This is a genomic window from Nocardioides jiangsuensis (assembly GCF_019679455.1).
Taxonomy (GTDB): domain Bacteria; phylum Actinomycetota; class Actinomycetes; order Propionibacteriales; family Nocardioidaceae; genus Nocardioides_C; species Nocardioides_C jiangsuensis.
Map to the genome: position 1 here is coordinate 598,644 of NZ_JAIEZQ010000002.1, position 20,838 is coordinate 619,481.

The following is a 20,838-nucleotide window of genomic DNA, read 5'->3' on the forward strand; positions in this document are numbered from 1 at the left end:
GGCTACCGGCGGCCGACGGACTGGAACCGGGCGAGCGCGGAGCGGGGCGTGTACCGCGCCACCGCGGTCAGCACCTTGTACCGCCGGCTCGGGACCGAGAGGCTCCGGCCGCGGTCGAGGTCGGCCAGCGCGTCCTGCACCAGCCGGTCCGCGTCGAGCCACATCCAGGCCGGCGCGGAGCCCTGGCTGACCCCCATCCGCTCGTGGAACTCGGTTCGCACGAAGCCCGGGCACAGCGCCATCGCCCGCACGCCGCGGTCCCGGTAGGTGAGGTCCAGCCACTCGCTGAACGAGGTCACGTAGGCCTTGGCGGCGCTGTAGGTCCCGCGCGGCAGGAAGCCGGCCACGCTGGACACGTTCACGATCGCGCCCCCGCCCCGGGCCAGCATCGGCTTCAGGGCGGCGTGGCTGAGCCGCAGCACCGCGGTGACCAGCACGTCGAGCAGCTGCTGCTCGTCCTCGACGCTGTTCTCGGCGAAGGGCGTCTTGTGGCCGAAGCCGGCGTTGTTCACGAGCAGGGCGACCGGACGGTCGGGGTCGGCGACCCGGGCCTCGACGGTGGCCAGGGCGTCGCGGTCGGCCAGGTCGGCCGGGAGCACCTCCACCTCGACGCCGTACGCCTCGCGCAGCTGCGCCGCGAGCGAGTCCAGCCGGTCCCTGTCACGGGCCACGAGCACCAGGTCGTAGCCGCGCCCGGCCAGCGCGTGCGCGAAGGAGCGGCCGATGCCGGCGGTGGGACCCGTGACGAGAGCGGTGGGGCGAGACATGCGCCCAGCATTCCACGGACAAGGGGCGGAACTCCGGCCCCTCTCGGGCACAATGAGAACCGATGACCACCAAGACTCTCGCGATCGCCAACCAGAAGGGCGGGGTCGCCAAGACCACGACGGTCGCCTCCCTCGGCGCCGCGCTCGCCGAGCTGGGCCACCGGGTCCTCATCGTCGACCTCGACCCGCAGGCGTGCCTCACGTTCTCGCTGGGCATCGACCCCGAGGACCTCGAGCTGTCGGTGCACCACGTGCTGACCAAGGGCCTCGACGCCACCGAGGTGATCATCGAGACCGAGGACGGCGTCGACCTGCTGCCGGCGACGATCGAGCTCGCCCGGGCAGAGGCCGACCTGCTCACCCGGACCGGCCGCGAGTACGTCGTCCGGGCCAGCCTCGAGGAGCTCACCGACTACGACTGGATCCTCCTGGACTGCCCGCCGTCGCTCGGCGTGCTCACCGTCGCGGCGCTGACCGCGGCCACCGGCGTGCTGATCCCGTTGCAGTGCGAGACGCTGTCGCACCGCGGGGTCGGCCAGCTGCTCGACACGGTGCACGACGTCCGCCGGTTCACCAACAGGGAGCTCGAGGTCTGGGGCGTGCTGCCCACCCTGTTCGACGGGCGCACCAACCACGCCCGCGCGGTGCTCGAGACGATCTCGGAGACCTATGACCTCGAGGTCGTCGAGCCGCCGATCCCGAAGTCGATCCGCTTCGCCGAGGCCCCGGCCGCGGGACGGTCCATCCTGAGCACCACGCGCAGCCACCGCGGCGCCGACGCGTACCGCGACGTGGCGGTCAACCTGACGAAACGAGCGGCCTCGGCCACCTAGGATGGTTCCCATGCCAGGGATGCGAGAAGGACCGACCCGGTCGCCGTCCGTGCGACCGCGTTACTCGCGGATCACCCTGGCCGGCACCTCCGTCCTGGTCACCCTGGTGGCCGTCCTCGGCGGCAGCGGGCTGTTGCCCAGCGGCGAGGGCGTCGAGGTCGCGTACGCCGCGCCGGCCCGCGACGCCGTCGGCCCCGAGAGCAGCGGCCTCGCGCTGGCCGGTGCCGGGTCGCCGTACCTGATGCGCGCCCCGGAGCCGGGCGGGATCCTCCCGGTCGACGACACGCTTCCCGAGGACTCGGGGGAGGGACGCCGGGTGGTCTTCGACATGAGCCGGCAGCGGGTGTGGCTGGTCGGCGGCAACGAGCGGGTCCGCCGCACCTACCTGGTCTCCGGCAGCCTCACCGACAACCTCGGCCCGGGAACCTACGAGGTGTACTCCAAGTCGGTGGACGCGATCGGCGTCGACGACTCGGGGACGATGCGGTACATGGTGCGCTTCACCCACGGCGACCGGGCCGCGATCGGCTTCCACGACATCCCGGTCGACGAGGGGCGCAAGGTGCAGACGCGGGCCCAGCTGGGCACCCCGCAGTCGCACGGCTGCATCCGTCAGTGGCGACCGGACGCCCGGGCCCTCTGGGAGTTCGCTCCCGTCGGGGCCACGGTCGTCGTCGTCGCCTGACGCGTCACTTCTTCTTCTGCTCCTGCTGCACCGCCGGGACCGGCTGGTCCCGGCGGCGGCGTGTCACTCCGAGGAGGACGCGGCGGCCGCGGACGAGCCGCCCCGGGAACGCCGGCGGTTCCGGTTGCGGCGTGGCTTCGAGGTGCCCTCACCGGTCGCCGTCTCCGCGGTGTCCGACGCGGTCGAGGCGGTGCCGGACGATGTGCCGTCACCCTGCGCGGGCTTGCCGCCGCGGGTGCGGGTGCGGTTCCGGTCACGACGCGGCCGGTCGGCGCGCTCCTCGCGGGGCTTGCGCTCCTCGGCCGGCTTCTCCGGGACCAGGCGGCCCTTGGTGCCGGGGACGATGCCCTGGTCGTGGAAGAAGTGCTCGGAGGTGGAGTAGGTCTCGACCGGCTCCTCGAAGGGCAGGTCGAGCACCTTGTTGATCGTCTTCCAGCGGGTCACGTCGGCCCAGTCGACGAACGTGATCGCGATCCCGGTGGCGCCGGCGCGGCCGGTGCGGCCGATGCGGTGCACGTAGGTCTTCTCGTCCTCGGGGCAGCTGTAGTTGATGACGTGGGTGACGCCCTCGACGTCGATGCCGCGGGCGGCGACGTCGGTGGCCACGAGCACCTTGAGCTTGCCGTCGCGGAACTTCGCCAGCGCCTTCTCCCGCGCCACCTGCTGCATGTCGCCGTGCAGGGGGCTGCTCGGGAAGCCGCGGTCGGCGAGGTCGTCGGCCACCCGCTGCGCCTGGCGCTTGGTGCGGGTGAAGACGATGGTCAGCCCGGAGTTCTCGGCCTGCAGGATGCGGGCGATCATCTCCGGCTTGTCCAGGTCGTGCACCTGGTAGATGAACTGGGCGGTCGCCGGCACGGTCTGCTGCGCGTCGCCGGACTCGGCCCGGATGTTCATCGGGTGGCGCATGTGCGTGCGCGCCAGCGCGACGATCGCCGAGGGCATGGTCGCCGAGAACAGCATGGTCTGCCGGGTCTCGGGGGTCTTGGCGATGAGCCGCTCCATGTCGGGCAGGAAGCCCAGGTCGAGCATCTCGTCGGCCTCGTCGAGGACCAGGCACTTGACGTGCGAGAGGTCCAGCGCGCGGCGGTTGGCCAGGTCGAGCAGACGGCCGGGGGTGCCCACGACGATGTCCACGCCGGACTCGAGGGCGTCGAGCTGCGGCTCGTAGCCCACGCCGCCGTACACGGTGAGGGTGCGGGTGCCGCGGTCGGCGCCGGCGAGCTTGAGGTCGTTGGAGACCTGGAGCGCGAGCTCACGGGTCGGCGCGATGACCAGCGCCTGCGGCTTCCCGGGGGCGGCCAGGTCGAGGTAGTCGGGGTCGTGCGGAGCGACCGTGCGCTGCAGGACGGGGATGCCGAACGCGAGCGTCTTGCCGGTCCCGGTGCGCGCCTGTCCGATGAGGTCGGTGCCCATGAGGGCCACCGAGAGCGTCATCTCCTGGATCGGGAAAGGGGTGGTGATGCCGGCACGCTCGAGGGCGTCGGCGATCTCGGGGAGCACCCCGAGCTCTCTGAAGGTGGTCAGGGTCTTGCCTGTTCTCTCTACGTCCATTTCGAAGCAATGGCTCCCCCCACTCTATCGGTAGGCTGCCGCCATGACCGACTCGCCGCTCGAGCCCGCTCCTGCGACCCTCGCCCCGGCCGCCGTCCCGACGTCCGGAGCGAGGTCCGTGCCGACCCCCGCCGACGAGCCCGCGACCCCGGCCGGGGACGTCCCGGTCGCCTTCCAGGACCCGCACTACCGGGCCGCGATCGTCGACCTCCTCGGGGCGATCGCCTACGGCGAGATGTCGGCGTTCGACCGGCTCGCGGAGGACGCCAAGATGGCGCCCACCCTCGAGGACAAGGCCGAGCTGGCGGCGATGGCGTCGCGGGAGTTCGGCCACTTCGACCGGCTGCGCACCCGGCTCACCGGGCTCGGCGCCGACGCCTACGAGGCGATGACCCCGTTCCAGCAGCCGATCGACAGCTTCCACGCGCACACCGCGCCGCGGGACTGGCTCGAGGGGCTGGTCAAGGCGTACGTCGGCGACGGGCTCGCCGCGGACTTCTACCGGGAGGTCGCCGCGTTCGTCGACAGCGAGACCCGCACCCTGATCATCGAGAGCCTCGAGGACTCCGGCCAGGCCGAGTTCGTCGTGGACCGGGTGCGCAAGGCGATCCGGGCCGACCATCGGGTCGGCGGACGGCTCGCGCTGTGGGGCCGGCGGCTGATGGGGGAGGCGCTGACCCAGGCCCAGCGGGTCGCCGCCGAGCGGGACGCGCTGTCCGCTCTGCTCGCCGGGGGCGTGGACCGGCCGGGCATGGACCTCGCCGCGATCGGGCGGATGTTCACCCGGCTGACCGAGAACCACGACGCGCGGATGGACGCGCTGGGCCTCGCCCCCTGAGCGACCCCGTTTCGAGCACGAGAGAGCCCCCGGCCGCTGGCCGGGGGCTCTCTGCTGACCGGTGTCTGTCAGACCTCAGGGGTGGGGCTGTCAGACCTTGCGGGTCGTGTTCCTGCCGGTGACCGTCGATGCGATGATCACGAGCACCACTGCCGTCAGGACCGCGACGATGCCCTGGACCCAGTCGAGCCCGGCGCTGCCGTCACCGCCGAAGGCGGAGTAGATGAAGCCGCCGATGATCATGCCGCCGATACCGCAGACGATCGTGAGCCACAGCGGGATGTTGTCCTTGTCGCCCGGTGCGATGAACTTGCCGAGCAGTCCGACGATGGCGCCGACGACGAGGTAGAAGAGAATCGTTCCGAGATCCATGCTGACACCTCTTTTCAGTCTTCCCGCGGCGCGTGATTGCGCCCGGGGGGTGCTGCTAGGTACCCGCTTCGATGATCCTCCAACCCCTGCAGTTCACAAAGGACTGCGAGGTCAAATGTCCGTCGCGCCGCGGCGCCGGCAGGCGGCCCGTCGTACGGCGGGGAGGTCAGGAGCGGAAGCCGACCTGACCGACGACCGGGGAACCGAGCTCGAGGTAGGCGAGCTTGTCCTTGGGGACCAGCACCTTGCGGCCCTTGCTGTCCGCGAGCACGATCACCGCGCTGTCGCCCTCGAGGGCCTTCGAGACCAGTCCCTCGATCTCCTCACCGGACAGGTCCGAGTCGATGACCAGCTCGCGGTTGGCGTTCTGTACGCCGATCTTGACCTCCATCGGAGGACCTCCTCGTTGCATCGCGCCGGCGGGGCCGGGCGCTCGTTGGCCGGGTGGCAGGGGCCGGGTCCGGGTCGGTCCGCCGCAGCGGTCCGGGACCTGCCCGCGTACGGCGACCCTATCGCCGTCCCGCAACCGGGGGCACGACCGGAGCCGCGCGGGACTAGGAGGGCTCGTCGGTGCGGGGGAACCCGCGGATGCCGCGCCAGGCCAGGCTCGACACGAGCTGGGCGGCGTCGGCCTTGTGGATGTCCCGCGGGTCGTCGAGCCAGAACCGCGCGCTGACCTGGGCCATGCCGACCAGCGACACCGCCAGCAGGCGGGACTGCTCGTCGGGCAGGCCGGTGTCCTCGTGGATGACCGTGGCGATCTCGGAGGCGCACTCGGTGGTGACCCGGTCGACCCGCTCCCGCACGGCCGGCTCGTTGGTGAGGTCGGACTCGAAGACCAGCCGGAACGCGCCCTGCGCGTCGGCGACGTAGTCGTAGAAGACGTGCATGGTGGCGGCGACGCGCTGCTTGTTGTCCTCCGTGGACTTTAGCGCCTCGCGGGTGGCGTCGATGATCGTGTCGCAGGACTGGTCGAGCAGCGCGAGGTAGAGCTCGAGCTTGCCCGGGAAGTGCTGGTAGAGCACCGGCTTGGAGACGCCGGCGCGGTCGGCGATGTCGTCCATCGCCGCGGCGTGGTAGCCCTGGGCGACGAAGACACCGAGCGCGGAGTCGAGAAGCTGGGCGCGGCGTGCGTTGCGCGGCATCCGCCCGGTGCGCGGCTTCTGGTCGTCGATGGTGCTCAAGTGCTGGCCTCTCACCCTGGTTCGGTCTCCGGAGAAGCCTACTCCGCGGTAGCCGGTGACCCCGCGTCCCTCTCCCGGCGTGGACGTCTCACCGGCTCCGCCGGGGTGAACCGGACATTGCCACGCGGAAGCCCCCGAGCGGCTCCGGGGCCCCGGAGATTTTCCTTGCCGAGGCTTCCCGGCCGGGAGCAGAGTGCGATCGGAGCGCGTTCCACCACCCGTCCGAGGAGGTCGTCCCCCCGGGGCCTCAGCGGACCCCCACGGCCCTCGCGCCACCCCCCAGGTGGCCGCGGGGTCGTGGCGGGGCCGGACGCGCGGCCGGGGGCGCGTGCACCCCGTTTCCGCGCCCCGGCCGCGCGTTCCAGATTGCGGGACGCCGTGGGGTTGGTCCACACCGGCGGGGAACATGGAGAGACGTCCTGGTGTTACGGAAAGGCACCCCGGACTGTCCACCCTGAGGAGAACTCGTGTCCCTTCCCCCACTCGTCGAGCCTGCCGAGGAGCTCACGATCGACGAGGTGCGGCGCTACAGCCGGCACCTGATCATCCCCGACGTCGGCATGTCGGGTCAGAAGCGGCTCAAGAACGCGAAGGTCCTGGTCATCGGCGCCGGCGGCCTCGGCAGCCCCGCGCTGCTCTACCTCGCCGCCGCCGGTGTCGGCACGATCGGCATCGCGGAGTTCGACGAGGTCGACGAGTCGAACCTGCAGCGGCAGATCATCCACGGCCAGAGCGACATCGGGAAGTCCAAGGCGCTCTCGGCCAAGGAGTCGATCGCCGAGGCGAACCCCTACGTGAACGTGATCCTGCACGACGAGCGTCTCGACAACGACAACGTGATGGGGATCTTCGAGCAGTACGACCTCATCGTCGACGGCACCGACAACTTCGCGACCCGCTACATGGTCAACGACGCCGCCGTCCTGCTGAAGAAGCCCTACGTCTGGGGCTCGATCTACCGCTTCGACGGCCAGGCCTCGGTCTTCTGGGCCGAGAACGGCCCGTGCTACCGCTGCCTCTACCCCGAGCCCCCGCCGCCGGGCATGGTCCCGTCGTGCGCCGAGGGCGGCGTGCTCGGCGTGCTCTGCGCGTCGATCGGCTCGATCCAGGTCAACGAGGCCATCAAGCTCATCACCGGCATCGGCGAGCCGCTGCTCGGCAAGCTGATGATCTACGACGCCCTCGAGATGGAGTACCGCAAGCTGGCAGTCCGCAAGGACCCCAACTGCGCGATCTGCGGCGAGAACCCCACGGTCACCGAGCTGATCGACTACGACACGTTCTGCGGTGCGATCAGCACCGAGGCGGCCGACGCCGCCGCGGACGCGACGATCTCGGTCACGCAGCTCGAGACCATGCTCAAGGAGCGCGACAACGGAGAGCGCGACTTCGTGCTCGTCGACGTCCGCGAGCCCAACGAGTTCGAGATCAACCGGATCCCCGGCTCGGTCCTGATCCCCAAGGGCGACTTCCTCAACGGGACCGCGCTCGAGAAGCTGTCGCAGGACAAGCCGGTCGTGCTGCACTGCAAGTCCGGGGTGCGCTCCGCCGAGGCGCTCGCGGTGCTCAAGGGCGCCGGGTACGGCGACGCGGTGCACGTCGGTGGCGGCGTGGTCGCCTGGGTCAACCAGATCGACCCGTCGCAGCCGTCGTACTGACACCACCTCCTCCGAGGCTCCACACGGGCCCGGGACACGGTCGAGAGACCGGGTCCCGGGCCCGTGTCGTGCCTGCGGCCGGATCCCACCCGGCTCTTCACCTCGGCTCCACCGCGCCTCCACCCGGCCGTCACCGTGACCTTCGCGGGGCGGGTTCGTTGGGCAGGTCACACCCCTGAGGCTCTGGGAAGGAGCTACGACATGCAGGTAACCCGGACCCGGGCCTGGACGTCCCTCGCCGCGAGCGCGGTCGTCGCCGCCGGCACCGTCACCGCCACGGCTGCCCCCGGCAGCGCGGCCACCGCGTGGGCCCCCGCCGACACGGCCACGATCCACCCCGGCGTGCAGATGTACACCGAGGGCGCGCAGTGCACCGCCAACTTCGTCTACACCGACGGCGTCGGCAACGTGTACGTCGGCTACGCCGCGCACTGCGCCGGCACCGGTGAGGCCACCGACACCAACGGCTGCGACGCCGGCTCCCTCCCGCTGGGCACGAAGGTGGAGTTCGTCGAGGGCGGCAGCCTGGTCAGCGCGGGCGAGACCGTGGGCACCGGCACCCTCGCCTACAGCAGCTGGCTGGCCATGCAGGACGCCGGTACCACCGACGAGAACGCCTGCGCCTACAACGACCTCGCCCTGGTCAAGGTGGACCCGGCCTTCGTCGCGGACGTGAACCCCTCGGTCCCGTTCTGGGGCGGCCCGGCGGGCATCGACAGCGACGGTACGGCGGCCGGCGAGACGGTCTACTCCTACGGCAACTCCAGCCTCCGCGGTGGCGTCGAGGAGCTCTCGCCGAAGCAGGGCACGAGCCTCGGCACCGAGGGCGACGGGTGGAGCCACCCGGTCTACACGGTGAGCCCGGGCGTGCCCGGTGACTCCGGCAGCGCCTTCCTCGACGCCGAGGGCAAGGCGCTGGGCACGCTCTCCACGCTGGCGATCGCGCCGCTGGCCGGGTCCAACGGGGTCGGCGACCTCAGCCACGAGCTCGCGTTCGCGCAGAGCACGTCGGGCATCGCGGGCCTCGAGCTCGCCGCGGGCACCGAGCCGTTCTCCCCGGCTCTCTGACCGCACCGCACCACCGGACAGGGCCCAGCCCCGCTGAGGGGCCGGGCCCTGTCGCATCTCCCCGGGGGCGTGGCCGGGCCCGTTTCGTTGCGCCGGTCCCCGGCCCGCTCGGCGCTACGCTGCGGGCATGACACGGGGACGCGCGGGCGCCGTGGCCACGCTCGTGGCCGCGGCCGGGCTCCTCGTGCTCACCTGGGCCGCCGTGGTGGGACCGGGCTCCCTGGTCAGCGGCACCCCCCGGGTCTTCGACCGCGAGCCGCCGGCCGCCACCGCGTCGCCCACCTCCACGGCGCCGCCCGGTGCGGTCTCCACGCGCGAGCAGCTGATCGAGGACACCGAGACGGTGGTGGACCTGCGCTGGCTCGGTGAGCTGCTCGGCTGGGTGATGGTGGTCGCGGTGCTCGTCGGGGCGGGGCTGCTCGCCCGGCACCTGTGGCGGCACCGCTGGCACCCGCCGGAGCCGCCCGAGTCGGCCGACTTCGAGGTGCTGCCCGACCTGCACCGGGTCGCCGCGGCCCTGGCCCAGAGCAGCGCGGCGCAGCTCGAGGCGGTCGCGGAGGGCTCGCCCCGGGACGGGATCCAGCGCTGCTGGCTGCGCGTCGAGGAGTCCGTCGCCGAGGCGGGCGTCCGGCGGGAGCCGTGGGAGACCACCGCCGAGCTCACCGTGCGCGTCCTGAGGCTGCTCGACCTCGACCCCCGCGCGATCGGGGGGCTCGCCGACCTCTACCGGGAGGCGCGGTTCTCCCGGCACGAGCTGGGCGAGCCGGAGCGTACGGCGGCGCGGTCGGCGCTGCACCGGCTGCACAGTGACCTCGCCGAGCTCGAGGGGCCGCGCCGGTGAGCCACTCCTCCGACTTCGACGTGCCGGACACCTCCTGGCGCTCCCGGACCGCCTTCGTGGCCGGCGTGTGGATCGCCGGGGTGGCGGGCGCCTCGTTCTTCGGGCTCCGGGTCCAGCCCCTGCTCGGACTGCTGGTGCTCCTCGCCGTGTGCGCCACCGTCTGGCTGTTCACGGACGCCTCGGCGCGCAGCACGCCGACCGGCTGGCGCACCGTCGACGACGACCCGGTCCGGGAGCCGGGGCAGGACCCGCGGCTGGCCCTGCTGCACCGGGTCGTCACCGGGCACCTCGACGCCCGCGGCCTCGACGAGCAGCTGCCCCGGCACCTCCTGGCGCTCGCCGACCAGCGGCTCCTCGCGCACCACGGGGTGGACCGCCGTACCGACCCCGGCCACGCCGCCGAGCTGATGGGCCCGGAGCTCACCGCCCTCGCGGACCGGCCCACCCGCCTCGACCTTCCCCGGATCACCCACCTCGTCGACAGGATCGAGTCGCTGTGAGCACACCCATGTCCGTCTCCGACGTCTCCGGCCTGGCCGCGGCCGTGCTCGACGAGGTGGCCCGCGCCGTGGTCGGCAAGCGCGAGGCGCTCACCCTGGTGCTGAGCAGCGTGCTGGCCGGCGGGCACGTGCTGGTCGAGGACTTCCCGGGCCTGGGCAAGACGCTCGCCGCCCGGTCGTTCGCGCAGACCCTGGGCCTGGACTTCACCCGCGCGCAGTTCACCCCCGACCTGCTGCCGGCCGACCTGACCGGGTCGTTCATCTACGACCAGAAGCGCGGGGAGTTCGACTTCCGCCCGGGGCCGCTGTTCACCGGTCTGCTGCTCGCCGACGAGATCAACCGGACCCCGCCGAAGACCCAGGCCGCGCTGCTCGAGGCGATGCAGGAGCGGCAGGTCACCGTCGAGGGGCAGACCTTCCCGCTGCCCGCGCCGTTCCACGTGCTCGCCACCGCGAACCCGGTCGAGTACGAAGGCACCTACCCGCTGCCCGAGGCCCAGCTCGACCGGTTCCTCACCCGCGTCGGCTTCGGCTACCCGACCGCGGACCAGGAGTGGCAGGTGCTCAGCCGCCGGGTCGAGCGGCAGCGCGAGGAGCAGACCCTCGAGGCCGTCACGGACGCGTCCGGGCTCCTCGCGATGCAGGCCGCGGTGGAGACGGTCACCGTCGAGGAGAGCGTGGGGCGCTACTGCGTCGCGCTCGCCGCCGCGACGCGCGAGCACCCGCACGTGCTGATGGGCTCCTCGCCGCGCGGGGCGCTGGGGCTGATGCTGGTGGCCCGGGCGTACGCCGTCGTGGGCGGCCGGGACTACGTGGTGCCCGAGGACGTGAAGGCGGTCGCGCCCGCGGTGCTCGCGCACCGGGTCACGATCCGCCCCGAGCTGTGGATGAGCGACGTGTCCGGGGAGACCGTGGTGCGCGCCGTGCTGGGCCGCGTGCCGACACCCGCGACGTTCGGGCCCGGCGCGTCGTGAACCACCCCTGGCGTCCCACCCCGGCGCTGGTCCGGGCCGGCCTCGCCTCGATGGCCGGCGCGGTGGCCGCCGTGCTCCTCGGGCGTCCCGACCTGCTGGTCCTGGCGGTGCCGCTGGCGGTGTGCGCCGCGGGTGCCGTGCTCACCCGGCCGGCCCGACCGCCGCGGGCGGCGACCGACCTGGTGCACCCCAGCGTCCGCGAGGGGGAGGGCACGCTGGTACGCGCCCGGCTCACCGGCGCCGAGGACGTCGAGCACGCCGTCGTGGCGCTGACCCGGCACCGGTTCCTGGCCTACCGGCCCGCCGGCGGGGTCCACGGGGTCACCGTGCCCGGCGGTGCGCCCACGGTGACCTGGGACGTTCCGGTCGGGTCGCTGCACTGGGGCCGGCGGCTCGTCGGGGACGGGCTGGTCTCCGCACTCACCCCCTGGGCGGGCTATCGGTGGGGGCCGGTCGAGGTGCTCGCCCAGTCGCTGCTCACGCTGCCGACGCCGGGGCGCTTCGACGCCCGGAGCCCCGCGCCGCACCCGATCGGCCTGGTCGGCACCCATCCGGCGCGACGCCAAGGGGAGGGCGGCGAGCTCGCGACCATCCGCCCCTTCGCCCCGGGCGACCGGCTACGGCGGGTGCAGTGGCGGGTCTCGCTGCGCACCGGCACCCTGCACGTGACCAGCACGCTGGCCGAGGAGGACAGCAGCATCCTGCTCGTCGTCGACGCGGTGGTGGACCTCGGCGTCGGCCGCGGCATCCACGGCTCCGCGAGCAGCCTCGACGTCGCGGTCCGGGCGGCCGGCGCGGTCGCCGAGCACTACCTGCGCCAGGGCGACCGGGTCGGGCTCCGGGTCCTCGGCACCGCCCGGCACGGGGTGCTGCCGATGGGCGCGGGCACTCGCCACCTGCGCAAGCTGCTCGACACGCTCGCCCAGGTCACCCCCGGCGCGGACCGTCTCGTGGACCTGACCCGGCTCCGGTTCGGGCTCGCACCGGGCACCGTCGCGATCGTGCTCTCCCCGATGCTGTCCGAGGAGGCGATCGGCGCCACCCTGAGCCTGGCCAGCGGCGGGGTCACCGTCGTCGTGGTCGACACGGTCCCCGAGGACCTCGACCTCGGCGACGACGACCCGGCGCTGCACCTCGCCTGGCGGATGCGGCTGCTGGAGCGCGAGGACCTGCTGCGACAGGTCGAGGCGGCCGGGATCCCCGTCGTCCGGTGGCGCGGTCCCGGCACCCTCGACGAGGTGCTGCGCGGACTCGGCCGCCGGGCCGCCGCACCCAGGATGGTGCGGCGATGAGCGGCTCCGCGCGGTCCGAGCGGCTGCTCGACGCACTCAGCCGGCTCAGCCCCCAGCAGGCGGCCCTGCGGCTGCTGGTGCTGCTCGGCGCGGCCGGTTTCCTGCTCGCCGAGGGCGCGGCCGGTGCCTCGTTCTCGGGGTGGTGGCTGGTCGCGGTGGCCGTGGTCGCGGTCGCGGCGGCGGTGCTCCCCGACTCCTTCGCCCCGCTGGCCCTGGTCCTGCTGCTCGGCGGCCACTGGGCCTTCGAGCTCCGGGACGAGCTGGGCGGGTGGCTGCTGGTGGCGACCGGCTGCCTGCTGGTGGCGCACGTCGCGTCGGCCCTGGCGTCGTACGGGCCGACCTCGGTGGTCCTCGACGCCGGCCTGCTCCGGCTGTGGGCGGTCCGCGGCGCGGTGGCGGCGGCCGCGGCGGTGCCGGTGTGGGCGCTCAGCCGCGTCGGGGCCGCGTTCGACCTGCCATCCGGTGGCCCGGTCCTCGCGGTGGCGCTGCTCGTGCTGCTGGGCTGGGCGGTCGTGCTGGGCCGGCACGCCGTCACCCGGTCCTGAGCCACGTCGGTACGGTGTGGCGCGTGGACCACGAGGAGTACGTCGAGGCGGTGCTCGCCGCCGTGGAGCGGGTGCCCCGTGGCCGGGTCACCACCTACGGCGCCGTCGCCGAGCAGGTGGGGGTTGGTGGGCCGCGCCAGGTCGGCCGGGTGATGTCGACGTACGGCGGCGCGGTGCCCTGGTGGCGGGTGGTCCGCGCCGACGGGACGCTGCCGCTGGAGAAGGAGGGGGAGTCCCGCGCACGGCACCTCGACGAGGGCACGCCGCTGCGCCCCGGCGGCCGCGTGGACATGCCGGCCGCGATGTGGTGGCCCGAGGCGTGAGGGCGGCCCGCCGGAGCTGTCGGCGGCGTCTGGTGGGATGGTCCCCATGACGACGTACCGGCTCGCCTACCCGACCGCGGGACGCACCGGCGCGCCCGCGCTCGACGGGTACCAGCAGTCGGTGGTCGACCACGCGGGCGGCCCGCTGCTGGTGCTCGCCGGGCCCGGCACCGGCAAGACCACCACGCTGGTCGAGGCGATCGTCGACCGCATCGAGAACCGCGGCGTCCCTCCGGAGTCGGTGCTCGCGCTCACCTTCAGCCGCAAGGCCGCCGAGCAGCTGCGCGACCGGGTCACCGCCCGGCTCGGCCGCACCATGGCGACCACGCTCAGTTCGACCTTCCACTCCTTCGCCTACGGGCTGATCCGGGCGCACTCGCCGGCCGACCTCTACGCCGGGCCGCTCCGGCTGCTCTCCGCGCCCGAGCAGGACGTCGTGCTCCAGCGGCTGCTGACCCACGAGCGAGAGTCGGTGCAGTGGCCCCGGTCCCTGCGCCAGGCGGTCGGCACCCGCGGCTTCTCCCGGGAGGTGCAGAGCGTGCTCGCCCGGGCGCGGGAGAAGGGCCTGGGACCCGACGAGCTGGTGGCGCTGGGCCGGGAGGCGGAGCAGCCGGCGTGGCAGGCTGCCGGCCTGTTCATGGCGCAGTACCTCGACATCCTCGACAGCGAGAGCGCGATCGACTACCCCGAGCTCGTGCACCGCGCGGTGATGCTCGCGGAGAGCCCCGAGGTGCGAGCCGAGCTGCGGGCGCGGTTCTCCTGGGTCTTCGTCGACGAGTACCAGGACACCGACACCAGCCAGGTGCGGCTGCTGCGCGCGCTGGCCGGGGACGGCCGCGACCTGGTCGCGGTCGGGGACCCCGACCAGTCGATCTACGCCTTCCGCGGAGCCGAGGTGCGCGGCATCCTCGACTTCCCCGACGCGTTCCGCACCCGCTCCGGCGGCAGGGCGCCGACCGTCGCGCTACGGGTCACCCGCAGGTTCGGCTCCCGGCTGCTGGCCGCGTCCCAGTCGGTCTCCGCGGCGATCCCGACCAAGGGCGCCATCGACCCGACGCTGTTCCGGGCCTTCCGCAGCCCCGAGCCGGTCGAGCACGAGCTCGGCGAGGGCCGGGTGGAGGTGCGCACCTTCGACACCGCCCGCGCCGAGACCGAGCACATCGCCGACCTGCTCCGCCGAGCTCACCTCGAGGACGGCGTGCCGTGGTCGCAGATGGCGGTGCTGGTCCGCTCCGGCCGGACCTCCATCCCGGGGCTGCGCCGCAGCCTGGGCGCCGCCGGCGTCCCGGTCGAGGTGGCCAGCGACGACACCCCGCTGGTCCGCGAGCCCGCGGTGCTGCCGCTGCTCGAGGCGCTGCGGGTGGTGGTCAACCTCGACAACGACGACCCCGAGCACGTCGACCACGTCGACGCCACCCGGGCGGAGGCCATGCTGCTCTCCCCGCTGGCCGCGCTGGACGCCACCGAGGTGCGCGCGCTGGCCCGGCAGCTGCGGCTCCGCGAGAAGCCGGCCGCGGCCGACGAGGAGCGGTCCCCGCGGCCCTCTCCGGAGCTGCTCCGCGAGGCGCTGCTGCACCCCGCCGTCCTCGAGGGCGTGAGGGGCAAGGGCGCCGGCAAGGTCGCCCGGTTCGCGACGCTGCTGCAGGAGACCCGCGCCGAGCTCGAGGCCGGGCGCACCGCCGAGGAGCTGCTGTGGACCCTGTGGCAGGGCACCGGCTGGCCACACCGGCTCCGCCGGGCGGTCGAGGAGGGCGGTACGGCGGCGCGGCTGGCGCACCGCGACCTCGACGCGATCTGCGCGCTGTTCGAGGTGGCTGCCCGGGCCGAGGAGCAGCGCGGGCACACCAGCGTCGTCAACTTCCTCGCCGCCCTGTCCGCCCAGCAGATCCCCGCCGACACCCTCGCCGAAGAGGGCGTCCGCGGCGACGCGGTCCGGCTGCTGACCGCGCACCGGTCCAAGGGCCTGGAGTGGCGGTTCGTGGTCGTCGCCCAGGTCCAGGAGGAGGGCTGGCCGGACCTACGCCGGCGTACCTCGCTGCTCCAGGCGGACCGGATCGGCCCCGGCCACGTGCTGCCCCGGGTGACCACCCAGACGCTGCTCGCCGAGGAGCGCCGGCTGTTCTACGTCGCCTGCACCCGGGCCCGGGAGCGGCTGCTGGTGACCGCCGTCGAGTCCGCCGAGGACGACGGCGACCAGCCCTCCCGCTTCCTCGACGAGCTGTCGGTGGAGCGGGTCCGGATCCAGGGCCGTCCGCAGCGGCCGCTGTCGCTGCCCGGGCTCGTCGCGGAGCTCCGCCGTACCGTCGCCGACCCGGAGACGTCCGAGCCGATGCGCGACGCGGCCGCCCACCGGCTCGCGCTGCTCGCGTCGGCCACCGAGCACGGCCAGCCGCTGGTCCCGCAGGCCGACCCCGCTCACTGGTGGGGCACCCGAGCCCGGAGCCTGTCGGAGCGCCCGGTGCGCAGCGCCGAGGAGCCGGTCACGCTCTCGGCGAGCGCCCTGGAGTCGATCCTGGCGTGCCCGGCCAAGTGGTTCCTCGAGCGCGAGGCCGGGGGAGAGCGGGCGTCCAGCGCCTCCCAGGGGTTCGGGCTCGTGGTGCACGCCCTCGCCGACCGGGTCGGCAAGGGCGAGCTGGCGACCGTCGAGGAGCTGATGGCGCAGGTCGACAAGGTGTGGGGGCAGATCGTGTTCCGCACGCCTTGGTCGCGGGTCCGGGAGCGGGCCGAGGTGCAGGCGGCGCTGACCCGGTTCGTGCAGTGGCACACCCAGCCCGGCGCGCGCACCGTGATCGGCACCGAGCGGCAGCTGTCGGCCGAGGTCACCCTGCCCGACGGGCAGCAGGTGCGGCTCTACGGGTACGCCGACCGGCTCGAGATCGACGACGAGGGGCGGGTCGTGGTGATCGACCTGAAGACCGGGAAGTACCCGCCGCCCGACAAGGACCTGCCGGAGAACGCCCAGCTCGGGCTGTACCAGCACGCGGTCGCGCACGGCGCCGTCGACGACCTGCTGCCCGAGGGGTCCGGGCCCGGCCGCCCCGGCGGCGCCGAGCTCGTCCAGCTCCGCAAGGAGAGCAGGGGCTCGGTCAAGGTGCAGACCCAGGAACCGCAGGCCGTCGACGAGAACGGCCACTCGACGGTGGAACGGCAGCTGATGGAGGCGGTCACGGTGGTGCGCTCGGAGACCTTCCCGGCCCAGGCCGGCAAGCACTGCGAGCACTGCTCGTTCACCGCGATCTGCCCGATCAAGGGCGCCGGGACGTTGCTGTCGTGAGCGCGGGATTCCAGCCGCGGGTCGTCGACTCGCCGGAGGCCCTCCGTGACCTGATGGGGGCCGAGTTCACGTTCAGCGACCAGCAGTTCGAGGTGGTCTCCGCGCCGCTCGAGCCGCACGTCGTGATCGCCGGCGCCGGGTCGGGCAAGACCACGGTGATGGCAGCCCGCGTGGTGTGGCTGGTCGCCACCGGCCTGGTCACCCCCGACCAGGTCCTCGGCCTCACCTTCACCACCAAGGCCGCCCACGAGCTCGCCGTCCGGATCCGCGCGGGGCTCCGCGACGCGGGCATCCTCCCCGAGCCCGGACCGCGGGCCCGGATCCTCGACCCCGGCGCGGACGAGGACGCCGACGAGCCGGAGGAGCCGACGGTCGCGACCTACAACGCCTACGCCGCCGGGCTGCTCACCGAGCACGGCCTGCGGATCGGCCACGAGCCCGACACCCGGGTGATCGCCGACGCGTCGCGCTACCAGCTCGCCGCCCGGGCCATCGACCGGTACGCCGGCCACGTGGAGCACCTCAGCGACCACCCCGGCACCGTGATCAACTACCTGCTCGCGCTCGACGGCGGGATGGCCGAGCACCTGGTCACGCCCGCCGACGTGCGCGCCTTCCAGACCGCGGCCCGGCCGCGGGCGGAGGAGGCGCAGGCCGCCGAGCACCTGAAGACCAAGATCGCGGAGGTGGCGAAGGTGCTGCACACCTTCGGCCGCCGCGAGGAGCTGCTCGGCCTCGTCGAGTCCTACCGCCGGCTCAAGGCCGACCTCGGGCTGATGGACTTCTCCGACCAGATCGAGCTCGGAGCCAGGCTGGCCACCGAGCGCCCGGAGGTCGGCGCGGCCGAGCGGGCGAAGTACCGCATCGTGCTGCTCGACGAGTACCAGGACACCTCGGTAGCGCAGGCCCGGATGCTCAGCCGGCTGTTCTCCGGCGAGTCCGAGGAGACCGGTCGCGGGCACGCGGTGACGGCGGTCGGCGACCCCAACCAGGCGATCTACGGGTGGCGCGGTGCGTCGGTCTCCAACATCCTCGGGTTCGGCGCCGACTTCTCGACCGCGGCCGGGTCGCCCGACGTGCCGGCCTACTCCCTGACCGTCAACCGGCGCTCGGACCACCGGATCCTGTCCACGGCCAACCAGCTCGCCGCGCCGCTCTACGCCCAGTTCCCGCAGGTGCAGCCGCTGGAGGCCAAGCCGGGCGCGGAGCCGGGGACGGTCCGCGCGGCGGTGCTCGAGACCTACCCCGACGAGCTCGAGTGGCTGCCCGAGCAGGTGGTCGCGGCGCACGCCACCATGGTGGAGCCGCGATGGTCGGAGATCGGCGTGCTGACCCGCGACAACTCGCACGCCGCCGACGTGTTCGACGCGCTCACCGGCGCCGAGATCCCGGTCGAGATCGTGGGTCTGCAGGGGCTGCTCCGGCTGCCCGAGGTCGCCGAGGTCGTCGCCACCCTGACCCTGCTGCACGACCTGACCGCGAACGCCGAGATGCTCACCCTGCTCACCGGGCCGCGCTGGGCGATCGGCGCCCGTGACCTGGCGCTGCTGGGCCGCCGGGCACGGAAGCTGGCCGGCTCGTCCGGTCCGGGCGGGCGCGAAGCCGTCCGCACCGTGGAGGAGGAGCTGGCCGCCGCGGTGGAGGGGGCCGACCCGACCGAGGTGGTGTCGCTGAGCGACGCGCTCGACGACCCGGGCGACGCCGAGTACTCCCCGGAGGCGCGGGAGCGGTTCGCGCTGCTCGCCGAGGAGCTGCGCGTGCTGCGCCGGTTCGCCGGCGAGCCGCTGCTCGACCTGGTCCGACGGATCATCGACACCACCGGCATCGACGTCGAGCTGGCCTCGTCGGTCAGCCCGGCCGCGGCCGCGCGGCGCGACAACCTCGACCTGTTCGTGAAGGCCGTCGCGGAGTTCCAGGCCGTGGACGGCGACGTCACCCTGCCGGCTCTGCTGGCCTACCTGGAGGCTGAGGACGACTTCGGCAACGGCCTCGACGTGGCGACCCCCACCGACGCCGACTCGGTCAAGCTGCTGACCGTGCACCGGGCCAAGGGGCTCGAGTGGGACGTGGTGTTCCTCGTCGGCGTGGCGGCGGAGAAGTTCCCCACCTCCCAGACGCGCACCAAGTGGACCGCCGGGCCGGGAGTGCTGCCCTACCCGCTGCGCGGCGACCAGCGCGACCTCCCGTCGCTGGCCGGGTACACCGCCGCCGACCTCAAGGCGTTCGCCGAGGAGTGCAAGACCCACGAGCTCCAGGAGGAGCTGCGGCTCGGCTACGTCGCCCTGACCCGGGCCCGGCACGAGCTCGTGGTCTCGTCGTACTGCTGGTCGCCCACCCGCAAGGGCGCGCTCGGCCCGTCGCCGTACCAGGTCACGGTCAAGGAGGCGCTCGAGGAGTGGGGGGAGAAGCCCGAGCAGTGGCTGGACCGGCCGGCCAAGGACGAGGTCAACCCGCTCACCGCGCAGGCCGAGCGGCGGCCGTGGCCCGCCCAGGGGCACACCGAGGAGCTGGCCCGCCGGCAGGAGGCGGCCGTCCGGGTGAACGCCGAGATCGCCCGGCTCGCGGCCGCCGGTGGTGACGAGCCGCTGCCGCTGGACGAGAGCGGGCTGTCCGACGACGAGGCGGCCCGGGTCGCGGACTGGGACGACGAGATGCACCGGCTGCTGGTGGAGGCGCGGCTGGCCCGCGCCCAGGTGGTCGAGGTGCCGCTGCCGTCGAGCCTGTCCGCGACCTCGGTGGCGCGGCTGCGCGACGACCCCGAGACGCTGGCGCGCGACCTGGCCCGGCCGATGCCGCGCAAGCCGTCACCGGCGGCCCGGTTCGGCACCCGGTTCCATGCCTGGGTCGAGGCCCGGTTCGGCCAGCAACAGCTCGTCGGTCTCGACGAGGTGCCCGGCCGCGGCGACGCCGAGATCGACGACGACACCGACCTGCAGCACCTGGTCGAGCGGTTCAACGCGGGCGCCTTCGCGGAGCGGACGCCGTACGCGATCGAGCCGCCGTTCGCGCTGGTGCTCGGCGGGCAGGTGGTCCGCGGGCGGATCGACGCGGTCTACGAGACCGAGCGGGGCTTCCTGGTCGTGGACTGGAAGACCAACCGGGAGCAGACCGCCGACCCGCTCCAGCTCGCGATCTACCGGGTGGCCTGGGCGGAGCTGCAGGGTGTGCCCGTGGAGCAGGTGGAGGCGGCGTTCTACTACGTGCGGAGCGGCGACCTGGTGCAGCACGACGACCTGCCCGGCCGCGACGAGCTCGAGCGCCTCGTCACCCCTCGTTGAGGCGTCACTCGTGCGGGGTTGAGGCGTCACTCGTGCGGCGTTGAGGCGTCACTCGTGCGGCGTCCCGCCGCCGGATGCGCCGCCCCTCAGCGCTGCGCGAGCATCGCGTCGAGCGCGACCTCCACCATGTGCCCGAAGGTCTTCTCGCGTTCCTGCGAGGTCGTCTCCTCGCCGGTGAGGATGTGGTCCGAGACCGTGCAGATCGTCAGGCCGCGCCGCTTGAACTTCGCGGCCAGGGTGTACAGCGCGGCGGCCTCCATCTCGACCGCGAGGACGCCGTAGTCCGCCATCCGGGTGACCAGCTCCGGGCGCGCGCTGTAGAAGGAGTCGCTGGACATGATCAGGCCGACCTTCGTCTGCACCGGCAGGTCCATCTCCTCGGCGGCCTCGACCGCCGCGCGCAGCAGGCCGAAGTCGGCGACGGGGGCGTAGTCGAGCCCCTCGAAGCGGATCCGGTTCATCGACGAGTCGGTGCACGCACCCGAGGCGATCACGATGTCGCGCACGGCGAGGTCCTCGCTCAGCGCCCCGCAGGAGCCGACGCGCACGACCGCCTGGACGTCGTACTCCGCGAACAGCTCGTGGGCGTAGATCGAGAACGACGGCAGCCCCATCCCCGAGCCCTGCACCGAGACGCGCTCGCCGCGGTAGGTGCCGGTGAAGCCGAGCATGCCGCGCACCTCGGAGTAGACCTCGGTGTCCTCGAGGAACGTCTCGGCGATCCACTTGGCGCGCAGCGGGTCCCCCGGCATCAGGACGTACGGCGCGATCTGGCCCGGCTTCGCTGCGATGTGGGTGCTCATGGCGCATGATCCTAGGGCGTGGTGGCCCGGCCGCCGCACGCCCCGGCGGCGC

Annotated in this window: 19 protein-coding genes; 13 read left to right on the forward strand and 6 right to left on the reverse strand. The window is 73.5% G+C overall.

Annotated elements, in window-relative coordinates:
- Positions 1-2 precede the first annotated feature (2 nt).
- Positions 3-767 (reverse strand): SDR family NAD(P)-dependent oxidoreductase, encoded by a 765-nt coding sequence (locus K1X13_RS11450; protein ID WP_221025184.1) that lies wholly within the window; start codon positions 765-767, stop codon positions 3-5.
- A gap of 62 nt (positions 768-829) precedes the next feature.
- On the opposite strand from K1X13_RS11450, the gene K1X13_RS11455 reads away from it, so the two are divergent.
- Positions 830-1,600, forward strand: a complete 771-nt coding sequence (locus K1X13_RS11455; RefSeq protein WP_221025185.1) for a ParA family protein — start codon at positions 830-832, stop codon at positions 1,598-1,600.
- A gap of 10 nt (positions 1,601-1,610) precedes the next feature.
- The gene (locus K1X13_RS11460) at positions 1,611-2,285 is read left to right on the forward strand and encodes a L,D-transpeptidase (protein ID WP_221025186.1); all 675 of its coding nucleotides are present in this window, start codon (positions 1,611-1,613) and stop codon (positions 2,283-2,285) included.
- 63 nt (positions 2,286-2,348) lie between these two features.
- On the opposite strand, the gene K1X13_RS11465 is transcribed toward K1X13_RS11460, so the two are convergent.
- Positions 2,349-3,785 (reverse strand): DEAD/DEAH box helicase, encoded by a 1,437-nt coding sequence (locus K1X13_RS11465; RefSeq protein ID WP_221025187.1) that lies wholly within the window; start codon positions 3,783-3,785, stop codon positions 2,349-2,351.
- A 94-nt stretch (positions 3,786-3,879) separates the two neighbouring features.
- Between K1X13_RS11465 and K1X13_RS11470 the strand changes: the two genes are divergently transcribed.
- On the forward strand, positions 3,880-4,674 hold the full coding sequence (locus tag K1X13_RS11470; protein ID WP_221025188.1) for a ferritin-like fold-containing protein: 795 nt from the start codon (positions 3,880-3,882) through the stop codon (positions 4,672-4,674).
- Positions 4,675-4,764: 90 nt separating this feature from the next.
- Here the strand turns inward: K1X13_RS11470 and K1X13_RS11475 are convergent, their stop codons facing one another.
- The 3 genes from K1X13_RS11475 to K1X13_RS11485 all read right to left on the reverse strand — a co-directional run bounded on the left by K1X13_RS11475 (position 4,765) and on the right by K1X13_RS11485 (position 6,191).
- Positions 4,765-5,046, reverse strand: a complete 282-nt coding sequence (locus K1X13_RS11475; RefSeq protein WP_221025189.1) for a GlsB/YeaQ/YmgE family stress response membrane protein — start codon at positions 5,044-5,046, stop codon at positions 4,765-4,767.
- A 166-nt stretch (positions 5,047-5,212) separates the two neighbouring features.
- Positions 5,213-5,437 carry a DUF3107 domain-containing protein gene (locus tag K1X13_RS11480; RefSeq protein ID WP_221025190.1) on the reverse strand — a complete coding sequence of 75 codons (225 nt, stop codon included), beginning with the start codon at positions 5,435-5,437 and terminating at the stop codon, positions 5,213-5,215.
- Positions 5,438-5,600: 163 nt separating this feature from the next.
- On the reverse strand, positions 5,601-6,191 hold the full coding sequence (locus K1X13_RS11485; RefSeq protein WP_221026032.1) for a TetR/AcrR family transcriptional regulator: 591 nt from the start codon (positions 6,189-6,191) through the stop codon (positions 5,601-5,603).
- A gap of 506 nt (positions 6,192-6,697) precedes the next feature.
- Between K1X13_RS11485 and moeZ the strand changes: the two genes are divergently transcribed.
- The 10 genes from moeZ to K1X13_RS11535 all read left to right on the forward strand — a co-directional run bounded on the left by moeZ (position 6,698) and on the right by K1X13_RS11535 (position 19,983).
- Complete coding sequence (gene moeZ / locus K1X13_RS11490) at positions 6,698-7,888, forward strand: adenylyltransferase/sulfurtransferase MoeZ (RefSeq protein ID WP_221025191.1); 1,191 nt, start codon at positions 6,698-6,700, stop codon at positions 7,886-7,888.
- A gap of 201 nt (positions 7,889-8,089) precedes the next feature.
- On the forward strand, positions 8,090-8,956 hold the full coding sequence (locus K1X13_RS11495; protein ID WP_221025192.1) for a hypothetical protein: 867 nt from the start codon (positions 8,090-8,092) through the stop codon (positions 8,954-8,956).
- A gap of 127 nt (positions 8,957-9,083) precedes the next feature.
- Positions 9,084-9,797, forward strand: coding sequence for a DUF4129 domain-containing protein (locus K1X13_RS11500; RefSeq protein WP_221025193.1), 714 nt, complete (start codon positions 9,084-9,086; stop codon positions 9,795-9,797).
- Positions 9,794-10,297: a hypothetical protein gene (locus K1X13_RS11505; RefSeq protein ID WP_221025194.1), complete on the forward strand. Its 504-nt coding sequence runs from the start codon at positions 9,794-9,796 to the stop codon at positions 10,295-10,297. Before K1X13_RS11500 ends, K1X13_RS11505 begins: the two co-directional genes overlap by 4 nt.
- An 8-nt stretch (positions 10,298-10,305) precedes the next feature.
- Positions 10,306-11,271, forward strand: coding sequence for an AAA family ATPase (locus tag K1X13_RS11510; RefSeq protein WP_221026033.1), 966 nt, complete (start codon positions 10,306-10,308; stop codon positions 11,269-11,271).
- Positions 11,268-12,563: a DUF58 domain-containing protein gene (locus K1X13_RS11515; RefSeq protein WP_221025195.1), complete on the forward strand. Its 1,296-nt coding sequence runs from the start codon at positions 11,268-11,270 to the stop codon at positions 12,561-12,563. Before K1X13_RS11510 ends, K1X13_RS11515 begins: the two co-directional genes overlap by 4 nt.
- Complete coding sequence (locus K1X13_RS11520; RefSeq protein ID WP_221025196.1) at positions 12,560-13,108, forward strand: hypothetical protein; 549 nt, start codon at positions 12,560-12,562, stop codon at positions 13,106-13,108. The genes K1X13_RS11515 and K1X13_RS11520 overlap by 4 nt, the downstream gene beginning before the upstream one ends.
- Before the next feature lie 23 nt (positions 13,109-13,131).
- Positions 13,132-13,431, forward strand: a complete 300-nt coding sequence (locus K1X13_RS11525) for an MGMT family protein (RefSeq protein WP_221025197.1) — start codon at positions 13,132-13,134, stop codon at positions 13,429-13,431.
- Between the two features lie 46 nt (positions 13,432-13,477).
- Entirely contained in the window at positions 13,478-16,705 is a 3,228-nt protein-coding gene (locus tag K1X13_RS11530; protein ID WP_221025198.1) for an ATP-dependent helicase, read from the forward strand.
- A complete protein-coding gene (locus tag K1X13_RS11535) occupies positions 16,702-19,983 on the forward strand; it encodes an ATP-dependent helicase (RefSeq protein ID WP_308249519.1) in 3,282 nt (1,093 codons plus the stop codon). Before K1X13_RS11530 ends, K1X13_RS11535 begins: the two co-directional genes overlap by 4 nt.
- Positions 19,984-20,069: 86 nt before the next feature.
- Here the strand turns inward: K1X13_RS11535 and deoD are convergent, their stop codons facing one another.
- Positions 20,070-20,786, reverse strand: a complete 717-nt coding sequence (gene deoD, locus K1X13_RS11540; protein ID WP_221025199.1) for a purine-nucleoside phosphorylase — start codon at positions 20,784-20,786, stop codon at positions 20,070-20,072.
- Positions 20,787-20,838 lie beyond the last annotated feature (52 nt).